General features: G+C 65.9%; 23 protein-coding genes. 10 read left to right on the top strand and 13 right to left on the bottom strand.

Annotated features, from left to right (window positions below; genetic code table 11):
* Nucleotides 1-64: 64 nt before the first annotated feature.
* The 7 genes from JAO75_RS02765 to JAO75_RS02735 all read left to right on the top strand — a co-directional run bounded on the left by JAO75_RS02765 (nt 65) and on the right by JAO75_RS02735 (nt 5,745).
* Entirely contained in the window at nt 65-925 is an 861-nt protein-coding gene (locus JAO75_RS02765; protein ID WP_199046484.1) for a hypothetical protein, read from the top strand.
* Nucleotides 926-1,046: 121 nt separating this feature from the next.
* Complete coding sequence (locus tag JAO75_RS02760) at nt 1,047-1,433, top strand: response regulator (protein ID WP_199046482.1); 387 nt, start codon at nt 1,047-1,049, stop codon at nt 1,431-1,433.
* Nucleotides 1,434-1,553: 120 nt separating this feature from the next.
* Complete coding sequence (locus tag JAO75_RS02755) at nt 1,554-3,047, top strand: methyltransferase domain-containing protein (protein WP_199046480.1); 1,494 nt, start codon at nt 1,554-1,556, stop codon at nt 3,045-3,047.
* 209 nt (nt 3,048-3,256) lie between these two features.
* Nucleotides 3,257-4,417, top strand: a complete 1,161-nt coding sequence (locus tag JAO75_RS02750; RefSeq protein WP_199046478.1) for a helix-turn-helix transcriptional regulator — start codon at nt 3,257-3,259, stop codon at nt 4,415-4,417.
* 262 nt (nt 4,418-4,679) lie between these two features.
* Entirely contained in the window at nt 4,680-5,030 is a 351-nt protein-coding gene (locus JAO75_RS02745) for a hypothetical protein (protein ID WP_199046476.1), read from the top strand.
* A gap of 2 nt (nt 5,031-5,032) precedes the next feature.
* Nucleotides 5,033-5,413: a hypothetical protein gene (locus JAO75_RS02740; protein WP_199046475.1), complete on the top strand. Its 381-nt coding sequence runs from the start codon at nt 5,033-5,035 to the stop codon at nt 5,411-5,413.
* A 32-nt stretch (nt 5,414-5,445) separates the two neighbouring features.
* Nucleotides 5,446-5,745, top strand: coding sequence for a hypothetical protein (locus JAO75_RS02735; RefSeq protein WP_199046474.1), 300 nt, complete (start codon nt 5,446-5,448; stop codon nt 5,743-5,745).
* Nucleotides 5,746-5,864: 119 nt separating this feature from the next.
* On the opposite strand, the gene JAO75_RS02730 is transcribed toward JAO75_RS02735, so the two are convergent.
* Both JAO75_RS02730 and JAO75_RS02725 read right to left on the bottom strand, forming a co-directional pair.
* Complete coding sequence (locus tag JAO75_RS02730) at nt 5,865-7,088, bottom strand: MFS transporter (protein WP_199046473.1); 1,224 nt, start codon at nt 7,086-7,088, stop codon at nt 5,865-5,867.
* Nucleotides 7,089-7,096: 8 nt separating this feature from the next.
* Entirely contained in the window at nt 7,097-8,416 is a 1,320-nt protein-coding gene (locus JAO75_RS02725; RefSeq protein ID WP_199046472.1) for a tetratricopeptide repeat protein, read from the bottom strand.
* 127 nt (nt 8,417-8,543) lie between these two features.
* Between JAO75_RS02725 and JAO75_RS02720 the strand changes: the two genes are divergently transcribed.
* Nucleotides 8,544-9,365: an AraC family transcriptional regulator gene (locus tag JAO75_RS02720; protein WP_199046471.1), complete on the top strand. Its 822-nt coding sequence runs from the start codon at nt 8,544-8,546 to the stop codon at nt 9,363-9,365.
* A 56-nt stretch (nt 9,366-9,421) separates the two neighbouring features.
* Here JAO75_RS02720 and JAO75_RS02715 read toward each other — a convergent pair whose 3' ends face one another.
* From JAO75_RS02715 to JAO75_RS02685, 7 genes are all read right to left on the bottom strand, one after another.
* Nucleotides 9,422-10,132, bottom strand: coding sequence for a L,D-transpeptidase family protein (locus JAO75_RS02715; protein WP_199046470.1), 711 nt, complete (start codon nt 10,130-10,132; stop codon nt 9,422-9,424).
* Nucleotides 10,133-10,257: 125 nt separating this feature from the next.
* The gene (locus tag JAO75_RS02710) at nt 10,258-10,959 is read right to left on the bottom strand and encodes an SH3 domain-containing protein (RefSeq protein WP_199046469.1); all 702 of its coding nucleotides are present in this window, start codon (nt 10,957-10,959) and stop codon (nt 10,258-10,260) included.
* Nucleotides 10,950-11,375, bottom strand: a complete 426-nt coding sequence (locus JAO75_RS02705; RefSeq protein ID WP_199046468.1) for an invasion associated locus B family protein — start codon at nt 11,373-11,375, stop codon at nt 10,950-10,952. The genes JAO75_RS02710 and JAO75_RS02705 overlap by 10 nt, the downstream gene beginning before the upstream one ends.
* A 262-nt stretch (nt 11,376-11,637) precedes the next feature.
* Nucleotides 11,638-12,267, bottom strand: a complete 630-nt coding sequence (locus JAO75_RS02700) for a peptidoglycan-binding protein (RefSeq protein WP_199046467.1) — start codon at nt 12,265-12,267, stop codon at nt 11,638-11,640.
* A 103-nt stretch (nt 12,268-12,370) separates the two neighbouring features.
* On the bottom strand, nt 12,371-12,616 hold the full coding sequence (locus tag JAO75_RS02695; RefSeq protein WP_199046466.1) for a LexA family protein: 246 nt from the start codon (nt 12,614-12,616) through the stop codon (nt 12,371-12,373).
* Between the two features lie 299 nt (nt 12,617-12,915).
* The gene (locus JAO75_RS02690) at nt 12,916-15,240 is read right to left on the bottom strand and encodes a putative bifunctional diguanylate cyclase/phosphodiesterase (protein ID WP_199046465.1); all 2,325 of its coding nucleotides are present in this window, start codon (nt 15,238-15,240) and stop codon (nt 12,916-12,918) included.
* A 436-nt stretch (nt 15,241-15,676) separates the two neighbouring features.
* On the bottom strand, nt 15,677-16,282 hold the full coding sequence (locus JAO75_RS02685) for a hypothetical protein (RefSeq protein WP_199046463.1): 606 nt from the start codon (nt 16,280-16,282) through the stop codon (nt 15,677-15,679).
* Between the two features lie 401 nt (nt 16,283-16,683).
* Between JAO75_RS02685 and JAO75_RS02680 the strand changes: the two genes are divergently transcribed.
* The gene (locus tag JAO75_RS02680; RefSeq protein ID WP_199046461.1) at nt 16,684-17,616 is read left to right on the top strand and encodes a DMT family transporter; all 933 of its coding nucleotides are present in this window, start codon (nt 16,684-16,686) and stop codon (nt 17,614-17,616) included.
* On the opposite strand, the gene JAO75_RS02675 is transcribed toward JAO75_RS02680, so the two are convergent.
* Nucleotides 17,617-18,507 (bottom strand): LysR substrate-binding domain-containing protein, encoded by an 891-nt coding sequence (locus JAO75_RS02675; protein ID WP_199046459.1) that lies wholly within the window; start codon nt 18,505-18,507, stop codon nt 17,617-17,619. It abuts the gene before it with no gap.
* 226 nt (nt 18,508-18,733) lie between these two features.
* Here JAO75_RS02675 and JAO75_RS02670 point away from each other — a divergent pair, with 226 nt between their 5' ends.
* Nucleotides 18,734-19,060 carry a DUF1127 domain-containing protein gene (locus tag JAO75_RS02670; RefSeq protein WP_199046457.1) on the top strand — a complete coding sequence of 109 codons (327 nt, stop codon included), beginning with the start codon at nt 18,734-18,736 and terminating at the stop codon, nt 19,058-19,060.
* On the opposite strand, the gene JAO75_RS02665 is transcribed toward JAO75_RS02670, so the two are convergent.
* Genes JAO75_RS02665 through JAO75_RS02655 form a run of 3 tightly spaced genes read right to left on the bottom strand, consistent with a single transcriptional unit; the run spans nt 19,057 to nt 23,062 of the window.
* Entirely contained in the window at nt 19,057-19,797 is a 741-nt protein-coding gene (locus tag JAO75_RS02665; RefSeq protein WP_199046456.1) for a DUF937 domain-containing protein, read from the bottom strand. The two genes, JAO75_RS02670 and JAO75_RS02665, sit on opposite strands and share 4 nt — an antisense overlap.
* A 38-nt stretch (nt 19,798-19,835) precedes the next feature.
* On the bottom strand, nt 19,836-21,215 hold the full coding sequence (locus JAO75_RS02660; RefSeq protein ID WP_199046455.1) for an MATE family efflux transporter: 1,380 nt from the start codon (nt 21,213-21,215) through the stop codon (nt 19,836-19,838).
* Nucleotides 21,215-23,062 carry a monovalent cation:proton antiporter-2 (CPA2) family protein gene (locus JAO75_RS02655; protein WP_199046454.1) on the bottom strand — a complete coding sequence of 616 codons (1,848 nt, stop codon included), beginning with the start codon at nt 23,060-23,062 and terminating at the stop codon, nt 21,215-21,217. The genes JAO75_RS02660 and JAO75_RS02655 overlap by 1 nt, the downstream gene beginning before the upstream one ends.
* Between the last annotated feature and the right edge of the window lie 109 nt (nt 23,063-23,171).

Raw genomic sequence — 23,171 nt, 5'->3', positions numbered from 1 at the left:
ATTTCTCACATAATTTTTCGGCCAAGGGGCTCACCAGCTCTCGTCCATTTTGGAAGGAAACCTTATGACACGACGTCTTGCTCTGACCGTTTCGGCGCTTGCTCTCGGCCTCGCCGTCAGCCTGCAGCCGCTGTCGCTCGATCTGACCTCGCTCAAGCTCGACCAATCCCAGGCCCAGGCCAAAGGCGGCGACGGCGGTGGTAACGGCGGAGGCAATGGAGGCGGCAACGGCGGTGGAAACGGCGGCGGTGGCGGCAATGGCGGTGGCGGCGGCAATGGTGGCGGTCAGGGCGGGGGCGGCGGAAGCGGCAACGGCGGCGGCAACTCCGGTGGCGGTGGCAGTGGCGGCAACTCTGGCGGCCATGGCGGCGGCTCCGGTGGAAAGTCCGGCGGCGAGTCACGCGGCGGCGGAGCCGAGAATTCCCGTGGCGGCGGCAGCGAGCGCAGCGGCCGCAGCTCCGGTCCGAGCGACGCTTCCGCGAAGGGGCAGGCGAGGGCCGAGCAGGCGCGCAGCACCCGGGATACCAAGCGCGATGCCAGAGAGGCCGGGACGAAAGTTTCGTCCGACGCGAAAAAGGCAGCCTCCAGCGCCAAGACCATCGGGCTCGACACCGCCAAGCTCGGCCGCATGAACGCTGTGAATGCCTCGGCGACGGCCCGGCTGCATGCCGCTCCGAACTCGACGGTCGGGCTGATCGCGACCTACGAGAAGGCGCTGACGCTCGGCACGGATGTCGAGGACGAGATCACCGACGCCGAGATCACCGCAGCCGCAACCGCTTTGGCTGCTCTGTCGAAGCCGGGCGTGCCGGAAGAGCCCGTCAAGGTGCTCAACGAAAGGCTCGGGCTCGAGATCGATCCTGAATCCGCGGTGTTCGATCAGATTCTCGACGAAGCCCGTGAGATCCAGGCCGCACAGCCGTAACACTCTCGACGTCCTGCCGCCGTCCGGCGGCAGGACGCGCCATCCATCACGATCCATCCAACGCAGTCGGGCTCACATGCAGGCATCCACGCATCACGTTCACACCATCGGGAGAGAGCCCATGCAGACCTTCCGCAGCCCCCGCGTTCTCGTCGTCGAGGACGAGACCCTGGTGTCGATGCTGATCGAGGACATGGTGTGCGATTGCGGCGGGCAGGTCATCGGCCCTGCCGCGACATTCGAACAGGCGATCGCCCTCGCACTCGAAGGGGATCTCGACCTTGCGATCCTCGACGTCAATGTGGCGGGCCTCGTGGTCTATCCCGTGGCCGATGTCCTGCGCCAACGCGGCATCCCGTTCATCTTCGTGACGGGCTACGATCCCAGCATCGTCCCCGCGTGCTATCGGCACGAGCGCGTGCTCATGAAGCCGTTCTCGTACGAGACGTTCAGCGAAACATTCGACGCAGCCGTCGCCGCACGGATCGACACGTTGGCAAGCTCATAACCCATCGCTCAGCCGTCCCGCTTCCGCGTTCCCATCGGGCGGCAAGGCCCAGCAAAGCCTGCTCGGTTATCCCTGCACCAGGTGGCCTGACCTCAGGCACAAGGCACGCGGATCCCGACCATGACGAACATCCATCTCCCCGACATCGGCGTCACCATGGCCCTGGTGGCCAGCCTGCAGGCGAGCCTGCCGGATTTCGGCCGCATCGTCGAACGGTTCGGGCATCCGGCGCCTGCGCTGCGCAAGCTCGGTCTCATGCACTGGGAGAACGGACGGTTCGACACCGCCGCCCGGACCTTCGAGGCCGCGCTCTCCCTTGCGCCGGAGGATCCCAACCTCTGGCGCGACCTGGCGAGCGTCTATAGCGCCTCAGACCGCGACGAGCAGGCCCTGACGGCGATCCGGACGTCCCTCGATCTCGATCGGAACAGCGCCCCATCCTGGCAGGCCCTTGCCAGCATCGCGGACCGGCTCGACGCCGCCGAGACGGCCGAGGAGGCCTACCGCTGCACCATCGCGCTGGATCCGAAGGCGTCCGCAGCCCATCTCGGGCTCGGCCTGCTGCTGTTCAGGAAGAAGCACTACCAGGAAGCGCTCGACGCGGTGCGCGCATCCGTCGAGCTCGATCCCGTCAACGGCCTGGCGCATTTCGCCCTCGGCCATCTGTCCTTCATCGTGTGCGATTTCGCCGCCTGCGCGCGCGCCTTCGACGAGGCCGCCCGGCTGACCTTGGAGCTCGATCCGCCGACACGGCAGAAGCGGGCCCGCGCCCTGACGTTCCAGGCCATGATCGAAGGCCGCGTCCGGGAAGCGCTTCGCGACTACGCTGCCATCGCCGGCGAGGACCGCGAGGATCTCGATATCATCGCGCGCGATGCCTTTTCCGTGCTCAGCGCCTCCGGTCATCTTGAAGCCGCTGCCGAAATCGGCCGGATGCGGCTCGCCGAGCAGCCCGACGATCCGGTCCGGCGCTACCTGCTCGATGCCGTCCTCGGGCGGAGCATGAAGGCCGCTCCCACGGACTATATCGAACACACCTTCGACCAGTTTGCGCCCCAGTTCGACAGCAGGCTCGTGGAGACCCTGCAGTACAATGCCCCGCGCGAGATGGCGAAGCTCGTGGCCGGGCACCGCAGCGGGTTCGCACGCATGCTGGATCTCGGCTGCGGCACGGGTCTCGCCGCCGCAGACCTGCAGCCGCTCGGCGACCATCTGATCGGCGTCGATCTGTCCTCGGGCATGCTGGCCCAGGCGCAGAAGCGCGGCGGATACGGCGAGCTCGTCAAGGCGGAGGCCGTGGCCTATCTGGAGGCCGCGCAACACCGCTTCGATCTCGTCTTCGCGGCGGATTCGCTGATCTATTTCGGCGATCTTGCGCCCCTCATGCGGGCTGCCGCCGGCGCCCTGGTGCCGGGCGGGCTGTTTGCGCTCAGCATCGAGCTCGCCGCCGGAGACGGCGTCATCCTCCAGCCCTCCGGCCGCTTCGCTCATTCCCTCGCCCATCTCGAGGCAGCGGCCTCCGACTTCACGATCCTGGAGACCGTGGAGAGCACCATTCGGCTCGAAGCAGGCCGTCCGGTGCCGGGGCTGTACATCGTCATGGCGAGGCGTTGAGGGGACGGCGGACATCTCGGTCGGTGTCCCCGGCGCTTCGACCTCTCGGACGATGACAGGACCGCCGCTTCGGTGCCTCGGCCGGCCATATCCCCCAAATGGAGGAAGCGTCCCGGTCGTTTTATGCTAAGCTGACCTGTGGCGCTTGGGAGGCCAACAGCAGACAACACCGGCCGCATCGGGGGCGTTGAAGACGTGGAGCGTGCACCATGTCGGAGCAGCTGTTGGCGTTGACGGACGTCATTTACGATGCAGCGAGCGGGGGCACTTCGTGGACCGCCGTGGGGCGGGGCCTCGAAAGTCTGGTGAACGCGAGAAGCGCCTCCCTGATGGCTGGCGACTTCAGCACGGGATCCAGCGAGATTCTCTATCACGCCGAAATCCCGCCTGCGGCCGTGGCAGCCTACCAGCAGCACTACCGGTCCGTGGATCTGTGGACCAACCGTGCGGCCAAGGCGATCGTCAACACGCCTCCCGACCGGATTCCCAAAGTGTGGACCAGCGGGCATCTCGTGCCCGACAGCGAGTTCCTCCGCAGCGAGTTCTACAACGATTTCGGCCGCCAACTCGGCCTGCGCTATGTGGTGGGAACGGTCGTCCACCTGGGCGCCGCGGGGGTGATGCCCATCGGCCTTCATCGACCGGACGGCATGTCCGCCTTCGACGGCGAGGATGCGCGCCGCGTACAGGCGGTTCTGCCGCATCTCAAGCGCGCCCTGCAGCTGCGCCATCAGCTGCGTCCCACCCAGGCTGCGGCGGAGGCGTCCCGGGCGGCGCTCGACGGGCTCCCGGTGGGAGCGGTGGTGGTCGATGCGGACGCGCAGGTGGTGCTTGCCAACCTCTCGGCCGAGGCCATTGCCGCCTCGCAAGGCGGGATCCAGCTGGTTCAGTCGCGGGGCTCCGCACGAGGACGCCGGCTGACGTTGATCGCCTGCCACGCGGAGGAGAATGCGAGGCTTGCCGATCTCATCAGGGCAACGTCCCTGCGTGGCGCGGCGGGCGGTGTCATGCGCGCCTGGAACCAGACCCGCATGAGTGCCGTGGCGGTGTTCGTCTCGCCCCTGCCGTGCCGCCTTGCAGGCGCCGATGCGGCTCCGGCCGGGCGCGTGCCGGGGCGCGCACTCGTTCTGCTCCGCGACCTGGCGGCCGCGAAGGATCCGCCCGCAGCCGCATTGCTTCGGGAGCTGTTCGGCTTGACGGCCAATGAGGCGGAGGTCGCCCGCGCGCTGTATGGCGGCGTGACGAAGGAGGCCGTCGCAACGGCCCGCGGGCTTCGCGCCACCACGATCAAGACCCAGGTCGACGCCATTCTTGCCAAGACCGGGGCGGTGAACCTGAGGGATCTCGAACGCATTCTCGGATCGCTCTGATGCCGGCGCTCGGCCCTTGCAGGAAAACTCTTTCGTTTCCCCTGAATGGAGGATGGCACGAGGCGCCACTCCGTTCATCATGATGCGTGAAGACAGTGACGTGAGCATGCGTCTCGCCTGCACCTGATCGGCAGGCTGTTGAGTCCCGCGTATCGATGATTCGCAGCAACTCCCGTGGACGGAGAAGGCGAAGTTGCGCCCTCCGTCAGCAACCCCGGTCGGTTGCCGCGTGCCTGTGCTCGAACCAAGAGGAGACGGTCCTATGGAACGCACCGCTATTGCCGCCGCGATTGTCCTGTGCCTGGGATTTCCCGCAGCCCATGCATCCGATGCAAAGTTCGACACCGATGCTGAGTGTCAGGCGATCTCCGAGGTCGACCTGACGGGCTGCAGGTGCAGGGGCCTGTATTTCGAGAGCAAGTTCGGACCCGACGCGGGCGTTGCCGCTCTCCACCTGGTCGGGCGCAGTTACGTGTCGGAGCCGCGCGTCACGGCGGCCTCCCTGTACGAGCGCTTCGGCGCCGCAAGGCTCGACGATGTCGCTCAGAAGATCCTGCAGACCCGGAACGAGGTCGCGTTCTACTGCCCCTTCAGCACCAATCATGCAGATTGATCATGGCCTTCACTCTCACCGATGTGGCTCTGGTGCTGTTCACCGCATGCAACACGGCCCGTGTCTTCGCCTATTTTCCGCAGATGGTGAAGATCGGCCGCGACACGCAAGGCGCATCGGCCATTTCATGCGCAACATGGGTTCTCTTCGGCGTATCCAATCTTTCCACCGTCGCTTATGCGGTGTTTGTGCTGAGCGACTGGCGCATGACGGCCGTCTTCGCAGCCAACACGATGTGCTGCATCGCCATCGTCGGCATGACGGCGTGGAAGCGCGCGACGTTCCGGATGATGCGCAACGGGCTCGACGGCCCCTTGCCGCCGCTCGGGCGCAGGGATTTCGCCAATGCGCCCGTGAATGCGGCCGGCCGGCACCCGAGCTGAAGCGAGGATGAACCCATCATGGAGTGCTCACCATGACCCTGGGCTGGATCGACATCTTTGGCTATGCCGCCTCAATCCTGACACTGGCGACCTTCGCCCAGCAAGCGATGCTGCCGATGCGCATCCTGGCGATTGCGGCCAATGTCTGCTTCATCGGATATGGCGCCATGGGCCTGTTCATACCCGTGCTCGCCCTCCATCTCGTTCTTCTCCCGATCAACCTCACCCGCCTCCACACGCTCATCCGCCGGTCCGGCTCCGACGGAGGGCAGCCCGGCGAAAGGGCCGCGGGCCCGCCTGGCGTGGCCGGTGTCTCCAGCGGCCTCCTGTGAGGGGCCGTGCCGAGCGTGAATGCTGGCTTCGCGTGAGCCCGCCGCACGCACACGCCGTCTGATCGCTGCGGGGCCTTCCGGCGTGTCCGTCAGATCCCGTGCCGCACGCAGATGCGATCTCATCCAGCCGCATGACCGGAGCGGGACGACGCCGTGACGGCCAGGGCCGCCACGGCCGCCGCGAGGGGCAGGAACGACACCCACAGGACCGTGTTCCAGCCGTAGGCCGTCAGCAGGCTTCCGGACGAGAACGACCCTAGAGCCATCGTGCCGAACACCAGGAAGTCGTTGAGCGACTGCACCCGCGTGCGTTCCTCGGGACGGTGGCATTCGAGCACGAGCGCCGAGGCGCCGACGAAGCCGAAGTTCCAGCCTAGCCCGAGCAGGATCAGGGTCAGCCAGAAATGCGCCACGTCCGCGCCCGTCAGCCCGATGGCGGCAGAGATTGCCGTGAGCGCCAGTCCGGCGGCCACGATGCGGGGCGCGCCGAAGCGCGTGATCAGCCGTCCCGTGAAGAAGCCGGGAGCATACATGGCGATGATGTGCCATTGCAGGCCGAGGTTGGAGGATTCGTGCGACAGGCCGCACAGGCGCATCGCGAGCGGCGCCGCCGTCATGATGAAGTTCATCAGCGTATAGGAGACAACGCCGCAGATCACCGCCGTGATGAAGCGAGGCTGGCGCACGATGGCTCCGAGCGGACGGCCGCCCGCCACTTCGGCTGCGGTCGGCATCGGCACCCGCACGCCGAACAGGACGAGAGCCGACACGGCCGCGACGGCGGCCTGCGCCAGGAAGGTCGCGGCGAACAGGTAGGGCTGCCACAGGTCCATGGTGTGGGTGACGAGCTGCGGCCCGATGATTCCGGCAAACACCCCGCCGGCCATGACGGCCGACAGGGCACGCGGGCGCCGCTCCGCCGGAACGCAATCCGCGGCGGCGAAGCGGAACGACAGGACCACGGCGGCATAGGCCCCGCCGAAGAACGTTGCGGCGCAGAACAGCCAGAACGAGCCGAGCACCATTGCGAGCGCCGCCAGCAGCCCGGTGAGGACGCCGCATCCCGTCCCCGTCAGGAACGCGGCGCGGCGGCCGTGGCGGCGGGCGATGACGCCCGCCGGCAGGGTGCAGGCCGCCATGCCCACCACGAAGAGGGAGATCGGCAGGGTCGCCAGCGCTTGGCTCGGGGCGAGCATGCTGCCGACGATGGCGCCCGTCGCATAGATGACCGCCGAGTTGGCGCCTGCGAGCGCCTGCGCGACCGCGAGCCTCCAGACATCGGCAGTCCCGGAGCGGATTGCAGGCACGACCGTCATCGCGGCGTTGGCATCGGCATGTGACATCGGGATCCTCAGGCGGCGAGCAGGCCTTGCCAGCGCGTGTCGCGCGACGACGGGCGGCGGTGCAGACGACGGTCGAGCAGTTGGCCCGCCTTCACGGCCTCGCCGCTGCGCATCAAAGCGAGAAGCAGCATGTCCTCGACCATCTCGCGCTGGGCGCCGCTGCCGCCGATGCGCACGACTTCCGCCGCGACCGGCTCCAGGATGCGCGCGCAGGCCGCGTAGTCCTCGTCCGCGAAGGCGAGAGCCGCGCGGCAGATCGCCGGCACCACCGGTCCTGCGGGGAGGGCGCCCGACTCGATCAACGCCATCTGGGCCTTCACGCGCTCTTCGACCGCAGCCTTGTCGCCGGTCGCCGCCGCGAGAAGCGCCATGTGCACGTCGGCAAAGGCGAAGCCGGCCTTCTGGAAGTAGTTTTCGGAATAAGCCGCTGCGTCCTCCCAAAGTCCCGTAGGCACATTGTGCCCGTAGGCCTTGAGCCGCCACAGGAAGGACGCGGTGTCGCTCACCACATTGACCGGCATCCCGGCCGTTGCCGAGGGCTGGATGTGTTCGGCATAGATCGCCAGCGCCCCCTCCGGATCGCCCCGCTCCAGGGCGCCCAGCGCCGAGTGCCAGGCGATGTGGCCGTGGAGGACGCCCGTGCGGTCGTAGCCCGGCAGCCAGTCGGCGATCAGCCTCTCCGCCTCATCGTGCGCGCCGCCCTCGTATAGGGCGTGCGAGAGCGCGTGCGCCGCATTGGCATTGTTCCGGCGCAGGTCGTAGCCGCGCTGCGTGAGCGCCCGGCCGTGCGCCACGTTGCCGTTCTCGGCATGCGACCAGCCCCGGTAGGTGAGGAACCACCAGTCGTCCGCGTCAAAATGTCGGGCGTGGCGCTCGCACAGGTCCACGCGGGCTTGATCGTGATTCGCCATCCCGGAGAAGGCGAAGAGCCCGAAGGCGCCGAGCGGCAGCGACAGGACCAGCACGTCCCGCGGCCAGGTGTCCGCATGGGCGAGCGCCCGCTCCAGGGCCATTGCGGATTGGCCGTGGATCGCCAGCGACAGCACGGCCACATGGCTGCGCTCCCGCTCGGTGCCGTGCCGGGCGACGATCTCTTCCGCGGTGGCGATCCGCGCCTTGGCCTTCGCCAGTTCGGACCGGATCGCGTGCAGGCGGGCGCGGGCCGCATGGGCGAGGGCGAAGGTGGGATCGGCCGCGATGGCCTCCTCCAGAACCTCCGCCGCCCCGGGCCAGGCCGAGAGGAGCAGGTCGATTCCATGCCGATAGCGTTCCGCCGCGAGGTCGGACGTGGTCGAGAGCGGCAGGCCACGGCTGTCGAAGCGGGTCATGGCGGGTTCCTCGGTCTGGGGTCGGTCGCATGGGCGCAGGATCGAACCATCTGTACGCGATTGCCTTCTGTCCGTATTTTGACGCTCTGCCAAACGATGTAGAATATCCGCCAAACTGGAGGCCGACATGACGTGGGAGACGATCCAGGCGCCGCCCGGCCTATGCCCGCCCCGGCCGATCACCGTGCGGGCGCAGTCGATCCCGGCGCGCCACTCCTTCCCGGAGCACGCCCATCGCTGGCACCAGATGGTGTATGCCATCTCGGGCGTGCTCACGGTGGCCGTGGAGGGGCATTCCTTCGTGATCTCGCCGGAGCAGGCGGTGTGGCTGCCGACGGGCCTGCGCCATCGGGCCGGATCCCTGCTCGGGGCGGAGTTCCGCAGCCTCTGGATCGCCGACGAGGCGGGGCGCGGCCTGCCGGCGAGCCCGACCGTGTTCGGCGTCACCCCGCTGCTGAAGGCGCTGATCGTCGAAGCGACCGCCATCGAGGGCGAGGAGGATGGGGACGGCTATGCCGGCCGCGTGACGGGCCTGATCCTCGACCAGCTCCGGCGCGCGAAAGCCCTCCCGGGCGCGCTGCCGTGGCCGCGCGGGGGCTCCGGCCTGTCGGCCCTGTGCGAGGCGCTCTATGCGGACCCGGCCGACCCGCGCGGGCCGGAGGCGTGGGGCCGGCACCTCGGCATGTCGGAGCGAACCCTCACCCGCCGCTTCGAGGGGGAGCTGGGCATGAGCCTGCGCTCCTGGCGCCGCCGCCTGCGGCTGTTCAAGGCCATCGAGCTCATGGGCGGCGGCCTCGACGTCACCCGCACGGCCCTGGAGCTCGGCTACGGCTCCACATCGGCCTTCGTGTACGCGTTCCGCACCGAGATGGGCTGCAGCCCCCAGGCCTATATGCGCGGACGCGGCGTGGATCGGCTGGAGGACCGCAGGAGCCAAGCAATGGCCTGAACTGGCGCGCCGGTCGGCAGCGCCAGGGGAAACGGGCCGCCGGGCCTGGCGATGCTTCAAGCCGGCAGGACGATCACCTTCGTCTTGACCGGCGTGCGGTCGTAGAGGTGCATCATGTCCTGCGTGAGCAGGCCGACGCAGCCGCTGGTGATGCCGTTGCCGATCGATTCCGCGTCGAGGCTGGCATAGATCGTGTAGAGCGTGTAGGCGCCGTTCTGATAGAGATGGAGCGTGCGCGCGCCGAGCGGGTTGTCGAGGCCGCCCGGCATGCCGCGGGCCCATTTGGCCGCCTCGGGCTGGCGCTTGATCATCGCCGCGGGCGGGGTCCAGGTCGCCCATTCGCTCTTGCGCCCCACATAGGCGTCCCCGCTCCAGCGGAACCCGTCGCGGCCCACATTGGCCCCATAGCGGGTGGCGTTCCCGTCCTCCTCGATGCGATAGACGTAGTAGTTGCCGGGATCGACGATGATGGTGCCCGGCGCCTCCTTGGTGTCGTAGCGGACGGTCTTGCGGAAATATTTCGGGTCGACCTTGCTCACGTCGATCGCCGGAATCGGGAACTTTTCGTCGGGCACCGGCCCGTAGACCTGCCTCGCCTCGGCGAGGCTCATGCCGTCGGAGGTCACGCAGCCGGCGAGCCCCAGCGCCCCGACGCTGGCGGCCGAGCCGGCCAGAAACGACCGGCGGCTGAGAAGCCCCATCCTGGACCCATGCGAAGCGACCTCGTCCTTCTCGCCGGCACCGGCGTTCTCACCGTTCATGATCATGACTGGCCGCTTCCCTTGTCCTGGCGCCCGACGAACTGATGCTCCGGCAACCACCCGCTGAATGTTGTGTTGAGCGGGAGATTGCCGCCCCGCGGCTCGCTTGGCAAGCCCGGCCCTCCTCCACGCTAGAGCATCGGATGGGACCCGAAGGTGGAATGCCCTTTCGGGCCCGATGCCTCCTTGGGATATGACAGCGCCATCGGGCCCGGAAAGGTGGATCCGCTCTGCACGGACGTGGCCATCCGGGTCCGCGCGAGGTTCGAGTGCCACGCGCGCTTGGATCGCCACGCAGAGCCTCCGATCAGCTCGTCCGGGTAGACGCCCCAGAGCTTCTCCTGCCGAACGTAGCCCTCCACGTCATGCCCGGGAACATCCACAATGCACCACAGGCGGTCGCAGCTTTTCACACGCACGAGCACCCGGGGCTGAAGCCGCGCGGCGACGGCCGCTCGGCCGCTCGGACGCGATCGCAGATCGACGCTGACCGTGCTCCATGGAGCCGCGAGAGCGGTTCTTCTCGCGGAGAGAAGCGCCGCATGAACCCAGCCCTCGGCGCTGTCGCTGCCCCTGATGCGGCGCCAGTTGCCGAATGCGGCGATGATCTCGACCGGCAGGCCCTTGCGCTGATAGATCCAGCGGATCGGATATTGCGTGCCGGGCCCGACCCGCACATTGACTTTGTCCCGCTTGAGCGATGCGAACCGCAGAGGCATCGGCTCGGCGGAATGGCCGGATCCGGCAAAGGCATCCGTCGATGCCGCGCCCCACAGGCAGAGCAGGATGACGGGGACGATCCGCAGGCCGAAGGCCGACATGGTCACCGGCATCCCTTGCGGGTGCTCTTCATGGCGGCGGTGAAGCCCTTGAGCGAGAAGGTGTAGGTGGTCCTGTTGCCGCGCCTCGAGGTTGCCTCGACGGTTGCCACACGCCCCTTCTCGAGCGCGTGGGCGAACTCGGCCTCGCGCTCGGCGCGGCGCAGCCAGGCGTAGTTCCCGCGCGGGATCATGGTGAAGCTCTTGCCGTCCACCGCGATACGGATCGCCGCCGGTGCGAAGCGATAGCCGGCCTGCAGGCTGGCTTCGGTGCGAGTCTGGCCGCTCTTGAGCCGGCGCACGAACAGGCTCACGCGACCATGATCGAGGTGCTCCGGCTTCTTCGACGAAGCGTCGGAAAACACGTAGCAGATCGTCGATTTGTCCTCGTAACCCTTCCAGGCGCTCCAGCTGTCGCGCGATGCGACCATTCGTGGCGTCTGTGCAAAGGCACAGGTGCTCGAGAGGACAACGAATGCGACAGCCGTGCTCAAAACCTTCATCTACAGGATACTCGCCTTGCGGGTTGCGGAGCCCGCAACCTTCCAAGACGAGGTTACCTGAGGGTTAACTGCGTCGCGTCGGCCGCTCTCGCAGCCGTAAGCCATCGAGGATCCCGCAGAATGCACAGGGGCTTACCGCAGGTTCACGAAACTGTGAGCCTGGCGAGCGTCTTCCCTCGGCGGCCGGCCGTCACTCGGGGAGCGGCTCGGCCCGCGCGTTCTGCGCCGCGACGACTTTTGCGGATCTCATGAGGGATTGCAGCGTCAGGCCGTGGAGCTCGCCGGTCACGGTCAGCCCAGCCACCCGCTGAAACGCCTCGATCGCCTGCCGTGTGCTCGGCCCCATGACGCCATCGGCTTCGAGGTCGCCGAATCCGAGCCGCGTGAGCGTCTCCTGCGCGACCAGGATATCCTGCTTCGCGGGCACGGGCGTGATGCCGCGCAAGGCCGGCGCATTGCCGAGGGCCGGAGGCCCGTGGAGCTTCTGGAGCGATGCCAGTTGTGCCTCGGCCGTCGCAAGCGTTGCCTCGGTCTCCTTGGCGCTCAAAGCGAGACGCTCGTTGTCGCCTCGCACCGCCACGAGCTGCTCCTGAAGCCTCGCGATCTCGCGCGCTCCCTCCTCGGCTTTCCGGCGCTGCTGCAGAAACTGCGCCTGATAATCCTGAAGGGCGGCCGCTTGCCCGTTCAGCCGTTGTTCGAGCTGCATGGACGAGAGCGCCGAATACGCATAGGCGCCCCAACCGGCGACGGCCGCGACGGTGAGGCCGGTGATCATGAGGTTGCGAGTTGTGGCGGCGCGTCTTTCTGGATTCCGAGTCACGATGATCCTTTCAACGTTCGAGGCTGCAACGGTGGAGTGAATCGCGAAGCCAAGGTGAACAGGAAAATGGTCAAAGAATGACGGGGGCGGACGCGACCGACTTTCAGCAGCAGCCGCTCGACGCTGCGCTCCCCGTCGATGCCCTCACGACGATGTGGCGGTTCGCTGGCGTGATGCTGCGGTCGACGACGAGCCCGTCGCCGGGAAAGATCCGCGCCTTGATCATCGAGTGGCCGCCCACCTTGAAGAGAAACGTGAAGGCCGGATTGGGCGCCATCCAGCGCGGAAGCTCCACGTTGCCCTGGTCCTGGGCCGGGGAGGGGAAGCCTGCGCACACAACATGACCCATCACCGGAACGCTTACCGTTCCGCCGATGAGGTGCTTTATTCACACATATCCACAGGCCTGGTAGAACTAGAAGTAGAACTGGGGGCCATCATTATCTCGCAGGTCTGATCTGCGTTGCGCGGTCCCGCCCTGTGGGAGCGGCGTGGACGTCCTCGCCGGTATCCATGTTGAAGAAGCAGCAGGGCATAGGTTTGCCTTCAGGTCTATGCCGCCAGCGGTCATCAGGCTGGACGTGATCCATTCCTTATAGCATCCGCGAGGGCGCCAACCGACGTACAGCTTCTCCCTCAATCCTGCTCTCAGATCGTTGAGGATGCAACCGTAAGAGCGCCTCTCCGTTCAGGTTGTGGCGCGTGATCGAGAAAACGTGCGACCTGCTCCTTGGAAAGGGCTTTGAAGTACCGATAGCCCTGCAGTTCGTCACAGCCGGCACTGCGCAGGAAATGTTCCTGTTCCTTGGTTTCGACCCCTTCGGCCGTGACTGTCAGGTTCATTGCCTGGCCCAGGGCGACGATTGCATTGATGATTGCCGCCGCGCTCTCTTCCCGTCCCAAACTGCTCACGAAGGAGCGATCAATCTTGATCTTGTCCACTTCGTAGCGGTGCAGATAGCCAAGACTCGAGTAGCCGGTTCCAAAGTCATCGAGCGCGATCCTGAAACCTGCCGCCCGCAACTTCCTCAACGTCTGAGCCGTTTGACCTCCGTCGTCGAGGAGGACACCCTCGGTGATCTCGAGCTCAATCTTTCCAGGATCCGCGCCGGTCTCGCGGGCAACCTCCATCACGCGCTCTGCAAAGCCATCAATGCGGAATTGGACCGGTGACAGGTTGACCGAGACGAACAGATTGGGCCAGTGGCGCGATGTTGCACAAGCCTCCCGCAGAACCCATTCTCCCAGCTGCGAGATCAGGCCTGTTTGTTCGGCAACCGGGATGAACTGATCGGGCAGAATCACTCCTCGTGTAGGGTGGCGCCAGCGCACCAGTGCCTCGAGGCCCACGATAGGCTTGCCTGCTCCCGCGACTTGAGGCTGATAAGCGACCTCCAGTCCTTCTCCCGACATCAAAGCGGCTCGGAGTTCCTCCTCAATGGTTCCACGTACCTTGACAGTCTCGTCCATCTCAGCCGTGAACAGGCGGTAGCAGCCTCGACCTTCTGCTTTGGCGCGATAGAGGGCAATGTCGGCTTTTCGCATGATCTCAACACGGTCGGAGCCTGCATCGGGCGCTACAGCGATGCCGATGCTCACGCCCACGAAAGCTTGATGGTCAAGAACATCAAAGGGCTCGCGAACAGCTGCAAGAATGCGGATGCACAGAGCGTCGATATCCTCGTCGCCTGCAATCCCTGTCTGCACGATAGCGAACTCGTCTCCCCCCAGGCGTGCAACCGTGTCGCTGCTCCTCAGGAGCTTCGACAGCCGTCCTGCCAGCTCCCGGATGAGACTGTCGCCGGCGTGATGTCCCAATGTGTCGTTCACATGTTTGAAGCGGTCCAGGTCCAGCATCAGCACGGAGACTTTTTCACCGCGCTGGGTGCGGGCCAGGGCCTGATCAAGACGATCGTCGAACAAAGCCCGGTTCGGCAAGCCCGTGAGCACATCGTGGAAGGCAAGGTGCTGAGCCTGGGCCTCGCTGGCGCGGAGTTCGACGACCATGGTTTGAAGAGCCGACATCGCGCGTGAAAGCCAGCCAAGAAGCAGCCCCATCAGAACAAGAATGAGCACGCTGAACAGAGCGCCGGCCGGTCCAATGATGCCGAGGATCTTGGTGCCTGGTGTCTCAGGCGTCCAGACGAAGTAGCCGATGCGGCCTCCCGCATCGGAGTTGAGCAGAACTGAGACCTCAGCGCCCGCTTTGTACTCTGTCGATGAGAAGTGCAGTCCCTCGATGAGGTTTTTCTCGGAGAGTCGCTGGAGGAATATACCATCGAGAAAGCGAACACTGACCAGAATGAACTCGCTCCCGGACTGCTGTGTGATCTCATCCGTATGAGGAACGATTTTCATGGCGCTGACAGCTGCGGGCCGGCCTGTCAGCTTCAGGAGATGGGCATCGTACACTGCCCGTCCTGAGGTCAGATGCTTCCCGTCCTGCGCGGACCCGGTGGAATCCTGATGAAGCGGTGCTTGCGTCTCCCGCAGTTCCGCAAGATGGATTCCAAGCTCCCGTTCGATCTTGCTGAAGGTGCGTGGTTCGACCGGAGCGCCATCGGCAGCGGCAAAGACGGGCTCATCCTGAGCGTTCAGAATGTAGACCTGATCATGCCCATAGGTGCGGGTGAGCCAGGAGCCGAGATTCTCATCCAGCCACTGTGCGTCCAAAGGCATCTTGCTGAGCTGGAGGACCGGGTCGTCCCAAACGGCTACGACCTCCTGTTGCAGCGAAAGCTCGCGCAGGATGCCTTGAACACTCCGTTCCGTCATCTCCACCTGGCGCTCAATGGCGGCTGCATCACTCTGACGGACTGCCCAATACACGGCCAATGCTGCAAGGCAGAGGGCTGTCAGGGTGATCAACGCGATCAGTGGCAGAGCCCCGCTTGAGACATTCGGACCCGCCCGGTTGATTGAGAAATCTTCGTTGCGCAATTTTGCCACCCATCGCATGAGGGTGGCCGGCATGATGTTACGGACCGCCCTATGCCAGATTGTTCTTCTTATGGCCTTGAATATCTTTAGTATTCTACTTGGAACGTATGGGAAAAAATCAGTCTGTGCTGACAGACCTGAAAATGCCGGACTCTCACCGGCCCGGTGGAAGGGCCTCATGCCTTGAGGGGGTGCTCATCGCTCGCCTCCTCAATCCACCACGATATCGTGTCTATAGTCTTAGCTTCGCCGATCCGGGAGGCAAGTCAACAATACCATACCGGCTAATCCCGGAATTGCGCCGATACAGTTAATCTTCGGATCACCTTGAGCGCGGGGCTAATGCAGCACACGACAGCTTGTCCTACGCGGAACCGAAGACGTTAAGGTCAGCTCCGGGTTGACGGTCGCCCCGGATGAGGATGTTGAAAGGTGCTTTGACGGTCCTTCCCTGATCCTCGATTTCTCCTCATATTCCCCCGCCATTCTCGAACGTCCAGCGATAGCGCTCATCATACTCCCGCTCCTCGCGCTCGATGCGCTCCAGATGGACGGCGAGTTCGTCGCGCAGCTCGTGCAGGCTGCGGCGGGGTTGGTTGTCGATCTCGTATTGCCCTGGGGCTAAGGGCGGGTGGGCGTGCTTGTCCATCTCGCCCAGCGTCCGGGTGAGGCGGGCGAGCGGCTGGAGGGCGCGCTGGGCCTGGGCGATGGGCTGGTGCTCCAGCGCCTCCGCGTGGCGCTCGGCGAGGCGCCAGAGCTTGTCCGTAAGCTCCTGGCGCCGCTCGCCCGTCGCAGGGCGCACGGGGTTGCGCCGGCGTTCCGGCGCCGGATTGGGCCGCGCCGGGCGGGAGGGGAGCGCCGCTCCCGGCGGACGCTTCCACTCGCCCTCCGCCGCATAGCGCGACACGGTGGAGGCCGAGACCCCGAGCGCCTCACCGATGCGTTTGAAGGACTTGGTGGTGCATTCCACCCAGTCGCGCATGAGGGCGATCCGCTCCGGCGGCAGCTTCTCACGGATGGCTGAGGTGGCAGGCTGGTCGGGGCTCGAGGGGGAGGGGGTGGCGTCTATGGTCATGGCAATCGGCTCGTCGCAAGAAACTAGAACAAAACGCGAACAATATAGGAGGCATGAGGCCATGGTCAAGGTTGGCGAGGAGAGCTTCTTGGTGTCGTCCCCGGCGGCCATGAGGCCGGGAAGGGGATCCACCTCACCCTCGGCGCCGTGGATTCCCTTCCCCTCCGCTGCGCTCCGGCCGGGAATGACAAGGCGGAAAAACTTGGAGAAAGGGGCCCTGGAACGCCCTATTTGGAGCGTTCCAAGCCGTTCCAGGGCGTTTCAGCCCATTCTAGGGGGCGTTCCAGGGCGGCGCCTTGGAACGTTTCATCACCGTTCCAACGGAGAACGATCAGATATCATCATTTGTCCTGATGTCTCGCAGGGCGTATCCGGGTGGTCCTGAAGAGGACATTTGCCCCATGAGCCACGCCACCGCCGCCATGCCCGCCCAGAGCCCGAGCGGGATCGACGGCTCGACCCTCGGCCTTTACGCCGCCACCGTGTTCCTGTGGGGCGTGAGCTGGATCGGCATCCGGGCGCAGCTCGGGGTCGTGGCGCCGGAGATGTCGGTGCTGTGGCGCTTCCTGTTGGCCGCCGTGCTCATGTGGGCCTGGGTGCTGGCCACGGGGCACAAGGTGCGCTTTGCGGCTGCCGACCACCTGCGCTTCGCGGCGGTGGGGTGCTGCCTGTTCTCGTTCAACTTCATCTCGTTCTATTACGGGGGCTTGAGCATCCCGTCCGGCCTGCTCTCGGTGGTGTTCTCGCTCGCCTCCGTGTTCAACCTGGTGCTCGGGTTCGTGGTCTTCCGGCAGCGGCCGGAGGCCAGGGTGGCGGCGGGCGGCGTGATCGGGGTGGCAGGCATCGTGTTCCTGTTCTGGCCGGAGATCACGGGCGCGGGCTTCAACGCGGCGGCCCTGCAGGGGCTGGCGCTTTGCGTGATGGGCACTCTGTTCTTCTGCTCGGGCAACATGATCTCGACCATGGTGCAGCGCCGGGGCGTGCCGCTTCTGTCGGCCACCGCCTGGGGCATGACCTATGGCTGCGCGGTGCTGCTGGCGATGAACCTCGTGCGCGGCAACGAATTCATCATCGAGCCGACGGTGAAGTACGTGGGCTCGCTCGTCTATCTCGCGGTCGGCGCGTCGGTGCTGGCCTTCATGTCGTACCTGACCCTGCTGCGGCGTCTCGGGGCCGCGCGGGCGGGCTACGCCACGGTGCTGTTTCCCATCGTGGCGCTCACGGTCTCGACCCTGATCGAGGGCTATGTGTGGACGCCGCTCGCCGTCATCGGCGTCGTGCTGGCGCTCGTCGGCAACGTGCTGGTGCTGCGGCGGCCGGCTGCGAAAGCCTGATCATTCCGCCGCGATCGGCTGCACATTGCGGGTGGAGCCGAGGTTGTCCAGCGACTGCTTGATGTGGAAGCCGAGCGCATCCGCCAGCGGGTTCTCCTCGCCGCGGGCGCGGATGAGGCCGATCTTGCACGAGGGCAGGGCCGGGAAGCCGTCGGACGGCCCGAGGATCCGCATGCCGGGGCGCACGGCGCTTTCCGGCAGCACCGAGACCGCAAGACCCGCCAGCACGGCCGCGCCCACGGCCGTGGAATGCCAGCTCACATAGGCGATGCGGAAGGGCCGGTCGGCGCTCTCCAGCGCTTCCGTGGCCGAGTGGCGCCAGTCGCAGTTGGGGCGGCCGAGCGCCAGCGGGATCGGGGTCTCCTCGTGTACCCCGTGGCGGGACGACGTGACCCACAGAAGCTGCTCGATGCGCACGATCTCGGACGGCCCGCGCCGATCCACATGGGTGATGATCGCCAGATCCAGATCGCCGTGCTGCACCCGCTCGACGAGCTGCGGCGTCGGCTCGCACATCACCGTCACCTCGGCCTTCGGGTTGGAGCGCGAGAAGCGCGCCAGGATCTCCGGCAGGTAGCGGTCGGCGTAATCGTCGGGGAGGCCGAGGCGCACACGGCCGGTGAGCTCGTTGTCGTTGAAGGACGCGATGCACTCGGCGTTGAGCCGCACGATCCGGCGGGCATAGTCCAGCAGGCGCTCGCCCTCGTCGGTGAGCTTCGACAGGCGCCCGTCGCGCTCGAAGATCGCCTTGCCGACCCGGTCCTCCAGGCGCTTCATCTGCATGGACACCGCGCTCTGCGTCTTGTGCACGATCTCCGCCGCGCGGGTGAACGACCCGGTATCGGCAATGGCGACGAACGTTCTCAGCTGGTCAATGTCGAGCAGGTGCATGGCGCAAACCTCATCATCAATACGGTTGATGATACATATCTCAAACAATCGTTTCAAGTGATGAAACGCATCTGGTAAAACATCCCTCATGAAATTGAAAAGACACGCAGCATCAATGACTTGATTGAGAGGTCTCTGGCAGTCGCTCTCAGAAAGTCATTGGCAGACGATTGGCACATTCCACTCGCCTGCCAAGCCCCCGAACCGAGAGAGCAGGAGATCAGCGATGAACAAGTCGATGCCAACCCGAATGACCTTCACCGGCATGTCCGCTCTGGGGCAGTTCGCCCGTTCCCTCGCGGATCTCTCCAGAGCCCTCCGGCACCGCGGCGAGATCAAGCACCTGGCCGAGTTCGACGACCGCATGCTCAAGGATATCGGGCTCACCCGCAGCGACGTGTCGAGCGCTCTGTCCGAGCCGCTTATCCGCAACCCGTCCTGGGTGTTGATCCGAAGTGCGGAGCGGCACTCCCGGAGCGAGAAGGTCGATCATTCGGCAAGGTCCATTCGACCGATCGTGCCGATGGTGACGCAGGCCAAGCGCTGCGCTTAAGACGTCCTATCGTCGGTCTTGCCGACGTCGGAGAAAATCGACTGAAGGGACGCGAGATACTGCATCTGCATCTCGCGTCCTTTTTCCATCATGTCGTCGAGCGAGGTGGACGAGGAGGGGGGCTCCGGCTTCGGCGGCTCTGCCGGCGGAGGCATCTGGAAGAAGCCGGCGAACATTTCCTCGAAGGGATTGCTCGGCTTCTGCTCGGGAGAGGCCGCCTTCATCCAGTTCACCCACAGGTCGGCCCACGGATTGGCTGGTCCCGACGGGGCCGGCTGAGGGTCCTTCGGGGGTGCGAAATTTTGAAAGGCCTGGGCATGGGCCATCATCCACTGGGATGTGCCTCCTGCCAGGATCCCGGCGAGCACCGGCAGCAGCTGTTGCATGGTGTCGGCGTTGATGCCTGCATAGCTTGCGGCCTGGTGCGCCACGCGCCGGCTGACCTCGTCGGAGCCGAAGATCTGGTCGAGCAGCTTGCGGCCTTCCTGCTGCGCCTGCGGGGTGAAGGGATTGCCGGCGGCCTGCCAGAAATTCTGATACGCCCCTCCCATCATGGATTGAAGCACGCGGGCCGGATCGCTCGAGGACATGGCGTGCTGGAGCCCCATGGCGAAAGCCGGCATGAAGGCCGCCATGGTCCGCTGCGGCTGATCGCCGGAAAGCCCGAACTGCCGCGCGAGCGCGTCCAGGGCTGCACTGGTCTGGGCCTGGCGCATCAGATCGAACCAGTTGAACATCGCAGCCTCCTCAGCAACGAGACGCCTGCCCCTGAATGTCAGGGGAGCGGGACAGCTTGCCTCTCCAGGCGCCGGATTGTCCAGAACGCCGTAAAGACCGCCGCAATACCGAACGCGACGGAGCCGAGTCCGATCCCCACGAGGGCTCCCTTCGGGCCTGCCATCTGGGCGCCGAAATAGGCGAACGGGATCATGCCGAGCGTTGCGCGGCCCCAGTTGAAGAAGGTCGACAGCAGGGGATAGCCCAGGTTGTTGAACGAGGCGTTCGACACCAGGACGAGGCCGATGAAGAACCAGATGAAGCCGCTGAGCTGGCAGAAGAACTGCACGAGCTCGGCCGTCCGCTCGGGAGCGTTGAAGGCCCGGGTCAGCGGCACCTGCACCAGGAACAGGATGAGCCAGACGAAAGCCACATAGACCACCGTGATGGTGAGGGAATCCTTCAGGATCTGCTTCATGCGGTCGTAACGCTGCGCACCCCAGTTCTGCCCCAGCACCGGACCGATGGCGCCGGCAAGCGCGAACAGGCCGGCGAAAGCCACCGGCGTAACCCGGTCGATGATGGCGGAGGCCGCGATGATCTCGTCGCCGAACCGGGCGACCACGCCCGTGAAGAAGGCGTTCGCCGCAGGAGCCGCGATATTCGTCAGAATGGCCGGGATCGCGATGGCCAGAAAGGGGCGCGCATCGTGCAGCAGGCCGCTCAACCTGGGGACGGCCAGCAGGTTGTGGATGCGAGTGACATAGCGGAAACTCACATAGGCCATGACGAAGCGCGCGATGCTGATCGCGACCGCCGCGCCGTCCGACTGAAGATCGAGGCCGAAGATCAGGATCGGATCGAGAGCGACCGTCACGATGGCGATGGACAGCGTGGCATACATGCTCCGCTTGGCGTCGCCCGCCGCGCGCAGGACGGTGGAGAGCCCCATGCCGAGCGCCATCACGGCATTGGTCGGCAGGGCGATCCAGAGAAAGCTCAGGGCAACGTCGTAGGTTCGGTCATGACCTCCCAGCGCTTTCAGGATGACGGGGAGCATGAGCAGAACGACGATGCTGACAGCGGCGGCGATCGCCGTCATGAGAATGCTGCACGATGTGGCCAGGCGCCGCGCGTCGTCGGGCCGGCGCGCGCCGAGCGCACGCGAGACGAGCGCCCCGATGGGGATCATCAGGCCCACATTGATCGAGATGGTGAAGAACATCACCACCGTGGCGAGGCCGACGCCGGCCGTCATGCTCGGGTCGTTGAGCCAGGAGATGTAGAGGAGCGACACCAGATCGACGATGAAGATCGCCACAAGCCCGGCCGCGCCGGTTCCCGTCATCACGAGCACATGGCGCATGGTGGAACCGACGACGAAGCGCGGCGTGTCGGCCTTCCGGCCCAGTTCTTCTGTCGAAGGACTTGCGTCCATCAGATGACCCCTTCGCCCAGGATGTCGCGCGTCTCAGGGCTGAGCGCTCTCGCCTTGCCGGCGGGCGCCGTGAGCGGCTCGGGAGCAATCTTGGAGCCCACCATGAGTTCCGCTCCGCCCATGGTGCCGACCTCCCTTTGCAGGACGAGGCGGGCAATGTCGCGCTTGCGGACATCGTTGGCCGCCTGGGCGGCCAACTCAGGATCCGTTCCGAGCTCCTCCAGCGCGGCACGCCCGAACACCACGGCGGATTCGAAGACCTCGCGGATCTGATAATCCACATCCCGGTTCATGAGCTCGATGGCGTGAATGCGGTCGTAGGCGCGCACGAAGCTGCGCGCATTCTGGAAGTTCTCGTGGATCATCTCGATGATCTTCATCATCGCGTCCTGATCGTCGATGCAGACGCAGATCATCTCGGCCTTCTCGGCGCCCGCGGCGCGGAGCACGTCGAGCCGCGTGCCGTCACCGTAATAGACCTGAAGACCGAAGCGTCCGGCGTCGCGGATGCGCTCCACATTCCGGTCGATCACCGTCGCGTGGATCCCCTGCGCGAGCAGGACCTGATTGACGATCTGCCCGAACCGGCCGAAGCCGATCACGAGCACCCGGCTTTCGAGTTCGCCCTCGGGGGCATGGAGCCCATGCAGGTCCGGCTCGTCCGCGCTCCCGTGCCGGTTCCGGAGAAGCCTCTCGACGAGGGTCGACAGGAGCGGCCCCAGCAGCATGGTGATGGCGGCCAAGGCCGTGAGCGGCTGCGCTTCCGCCGGCGCCATGAGGCCGAGACCCGCCGCGACCGGGATCAGCACGAAGGCGAATTCACCCGCCGTGCACAAGAGCGTGCCCGAGCGCAGACCGTCGCGCCAGCTCGCGCCGAACAGCCGCGATAGGACGGTGACGATGAAGGTTTTGCCTATGAGAACGACAGGCGCCGCGAGGGCGAGCATCACCCACTGCTCCTGAACGAGGGCAAGGTCGATCGACATGCCCACACTCATGAAGAACAGGCCCAGCAGCATGCCGCGGAAGGGCTCGATGTCGGCTTCCAGCTGGTGACGGAAATTGGACTCGGCCAGCAGCAGGCCTGCCAGGAAGGCGCCCATGGCCATGGACAGTCCGACCTCCTGCATGAGGAGGGCGGCGCCGAGTACCACGAGCAGGGCCGATGCGGTCATCACCTCGCGGGCGCCGCTGCGGGCGAGGATGCGGAAGAAGGGATTGAGCCCGTAGCGGCCGATCAGCACCACGGCGGCGATCCCGAGCAGCGCCACGCCGACCGCCAGAAGGCTGTCCGTGAGGGATCCCTGGTCGCCGACCCGCGAGGCGAGCAGGGGCAGAATCGCCAGGAGCGGAACCACGGACAGGTCCTGAAACAGCAGGATCGCGAAGGAGCGCTGGCCGTAAGGAGTCGGCAGATCGTTGCGCTCGCCCAGCATCTGGAGGGCGATGGCGGTGGCCGAGAGGGCGACGGCCACTCCCGTGACGAAGGAGGCCTGCGGCGAGAATCCGATGGCCATGGCCGCAGAGCCGAGCAGGATCGCCGTGATGGCCAGCTGGGCAAAGCCGAGCCCGAAGATATCCCGCTTCATCTCCCACAGGTGGGAGATCTTCAGCTCGAGCCCGATAATGAAGAGCAGAAGCACCACCCCGAGTTCGGCCACAGTCGCAATCGTCTGCGGATCCTCCACCAGGCTCAGGCCCGACGGCCCGATGGCGACCCCGGCCGCGAGATAGCCCAGCACCGCGCTCAGGCCGATCAGCCGGAACACCGGAACGGCCACGACAGCGGCCGCGCAGAAGGTCAGGATGGGCGGAAGAAAGCTGACGTGAGACGCGGTGGATGCCATGGGGATCAGGGGAGGTGAGAAGCTGCTCCACCTTTCTAGGGATTCTTGGGCTGAGGTGCGAGCGTTTATTGACGAGGGCCGGCCCTGTCCTGTGCCTCACCGCACGTGC

The sequence above is a fragment of the Microvirga splendida genome (assembly GCF_016427565.1).
GTDB lineage: Bacteria > Pseudomonadota > Alphaproteobacteria > Rhizobiales > Beijerinckiaceae > Microvirga > Microvirga splendida.
The sequence above is the reverse complement of the archived record's forward strand: the minus strand, read 5'-3'. Positions and strand labels throughout refer to the sequence as shown.

Excerpts from the sequence above, each read along its gene's own strand:
- JAO75_RS02765 (WP_199046484.1), top strand. The coding sequence starts at position 65 with ATGACACGACGTCTTGCTCTGACCGTTTCGGCGCTTGCTCTCGGCCTC.
- JAO75_RS02760 (WP_199046482.1), top strand. The coding sequence starts at position 1,047 with ATGCAGACCTTCCGCAGCCCCCGCGTTCTCGTCGTCGAGGACGAGACC.
- JAO75_RS02755 (WP_199046480.1), top strand. The coding sequence starts at position 1,554 with ATGACGAACATCCATCTCCCCGACATCGGCGTCACCATGGCCCTGGTG.
- JAO75_RS02750 (WP_199046478.1), top strand. The coding sequence starts at position 3,257 with ATGTCGGAGCAGCTGTTGGCGTTGACGGACGTCATTTACGATGCAGCG.
- JAO75_RS02745 (WP_199046476.1), top strand. The coding sequence starts at position 4,680 with ATGGAACGCACCGCTATTGCCGCCGCGATTGTCCTGTGCCTGGGATTT.
- JAO75_RS02740 (WP_199046475.1), top strand. The coding sequence starts at position 5,033 with ATGGCCTTCACTCTCACCGATGTGGCTCTGGTGCTGTTCACCGCATGC.
- JAO75_RS02735 (WP_199046474.1), top strand. The coding sequence starts at position 5,446 with ATGACCCTGGGCTGGATCGACATCTTTGGCTATGCCGCCTCAATCCTG.
- JAO75_RS02730 (WP_199046473.1), bottom strand. The coding sequence starts at position 7,088 with ATGTCACATGCCGATGCCAACGCCGCGATGACGGTCGTGCCTGCAATC.
- JAO75_RS02725 (WP_199046472.1), bottom strand. The coding sequence starts at position 8,416 with ATGACCCGCTTCGACAGCCGTGGCCTGCCGCTCTCGACCACGTCCGAC.
- JAO75_RS02720 (WP_199046471.1), top strand. The coding sequence starts at position 8,544 with ATGACGTGGGAGACGATCCAGGCGCCGCCCGGCCTATGCCCGCCCCGG.
- JAO75_RS02715 (WP_199046470.1), bottom strand. The coding sequence starts at position 10,132 with ATGATCATGAACGGTGAGAACGCCGGTGCCGGCGAGAAGGACGAGGTC.
- JAO75_RS02710 (WP_199046469.1), bottom strand. The coding sequence starts at position 10,959 with ATGCCGGTGACCATGTCGGCCTTCGGCCTGCGGATCGTCCCCGTCATC.
- JAO75_RS02705 (WP_199046468.1), bottom strand. The coding sequence starts at position 11,375 with ATGGTCGCATCGCGCGACAGCTGGAGCGCCTGGAAGGGTTACGAGGAC.
- JAO75_RS02695 (WP_199046466.1), bottom strand. The coding sequence starts at position 12,616 with ATGGGTCATGTTGTGTGCGCAGGCTTCCCCTCCCCGGCCCAGGACCAG.
- JAO75_RS02690 (WP_199046465.1), bottom strand. The coding sequence starts at position 15,240 with ATGCCGGCCACCCTCATGCGATGGGTGGCAAAATTGCGCAACGAAGAT.
- JAO75_RS02685 (WP_199046463.1), bottom strand. The coding sequence starts at position 16,282 with ATGACCATAGACGCCACCCCCTCCCCCTCGAGCCCCGACCAGCCTGCC.
- JAO75_RS02680 (WP_199046461.1), top strand. The coding sequence starts at position 16,684 with ATGAGCCACGCCACCGCCGCCATGCCCGCCCAGAGCCCGAGCGGGATC.
- JAO75_RS02675 (WP_199046459.1), bottom strand. The coding sequence starts at position 18,507 with ATGCACCTGCTCGACATTGACCAGCTGAGAACGTTCGTCGCCATTGCC.
- JAO75_RS02670 (WP_199046457.1), top strand. The coding sequence starts at position 18,734 with ATGAACAAGTCGATGCCAACCCGAATGACCTTCACCGGCATGTCCGCT.
- JAO75_RS02665 (WP_199046456.1), bottom strand. The coding sequence starts at position 19,797 with ATGTTCAACTGGTTCGATCTGATGCGCCAGGCCCAGACCAGTGCAGCC.
- JAO75_RS02660 (WP_199046455.1), bottom strand. The coding sequence starts at position 21,215 with ATGGACGCAAGTCCTTCGACAGAAGAACTGGGCCGGAAGGCCGACACG.
- JAO75_RS02655 (WP_199046454.1), bottom strand. The coding sequence starts at position 23,062 with ATGGCATCCACCGCGTCTCACGTCAGCTTTCTTCCGCCCATCCTGACC.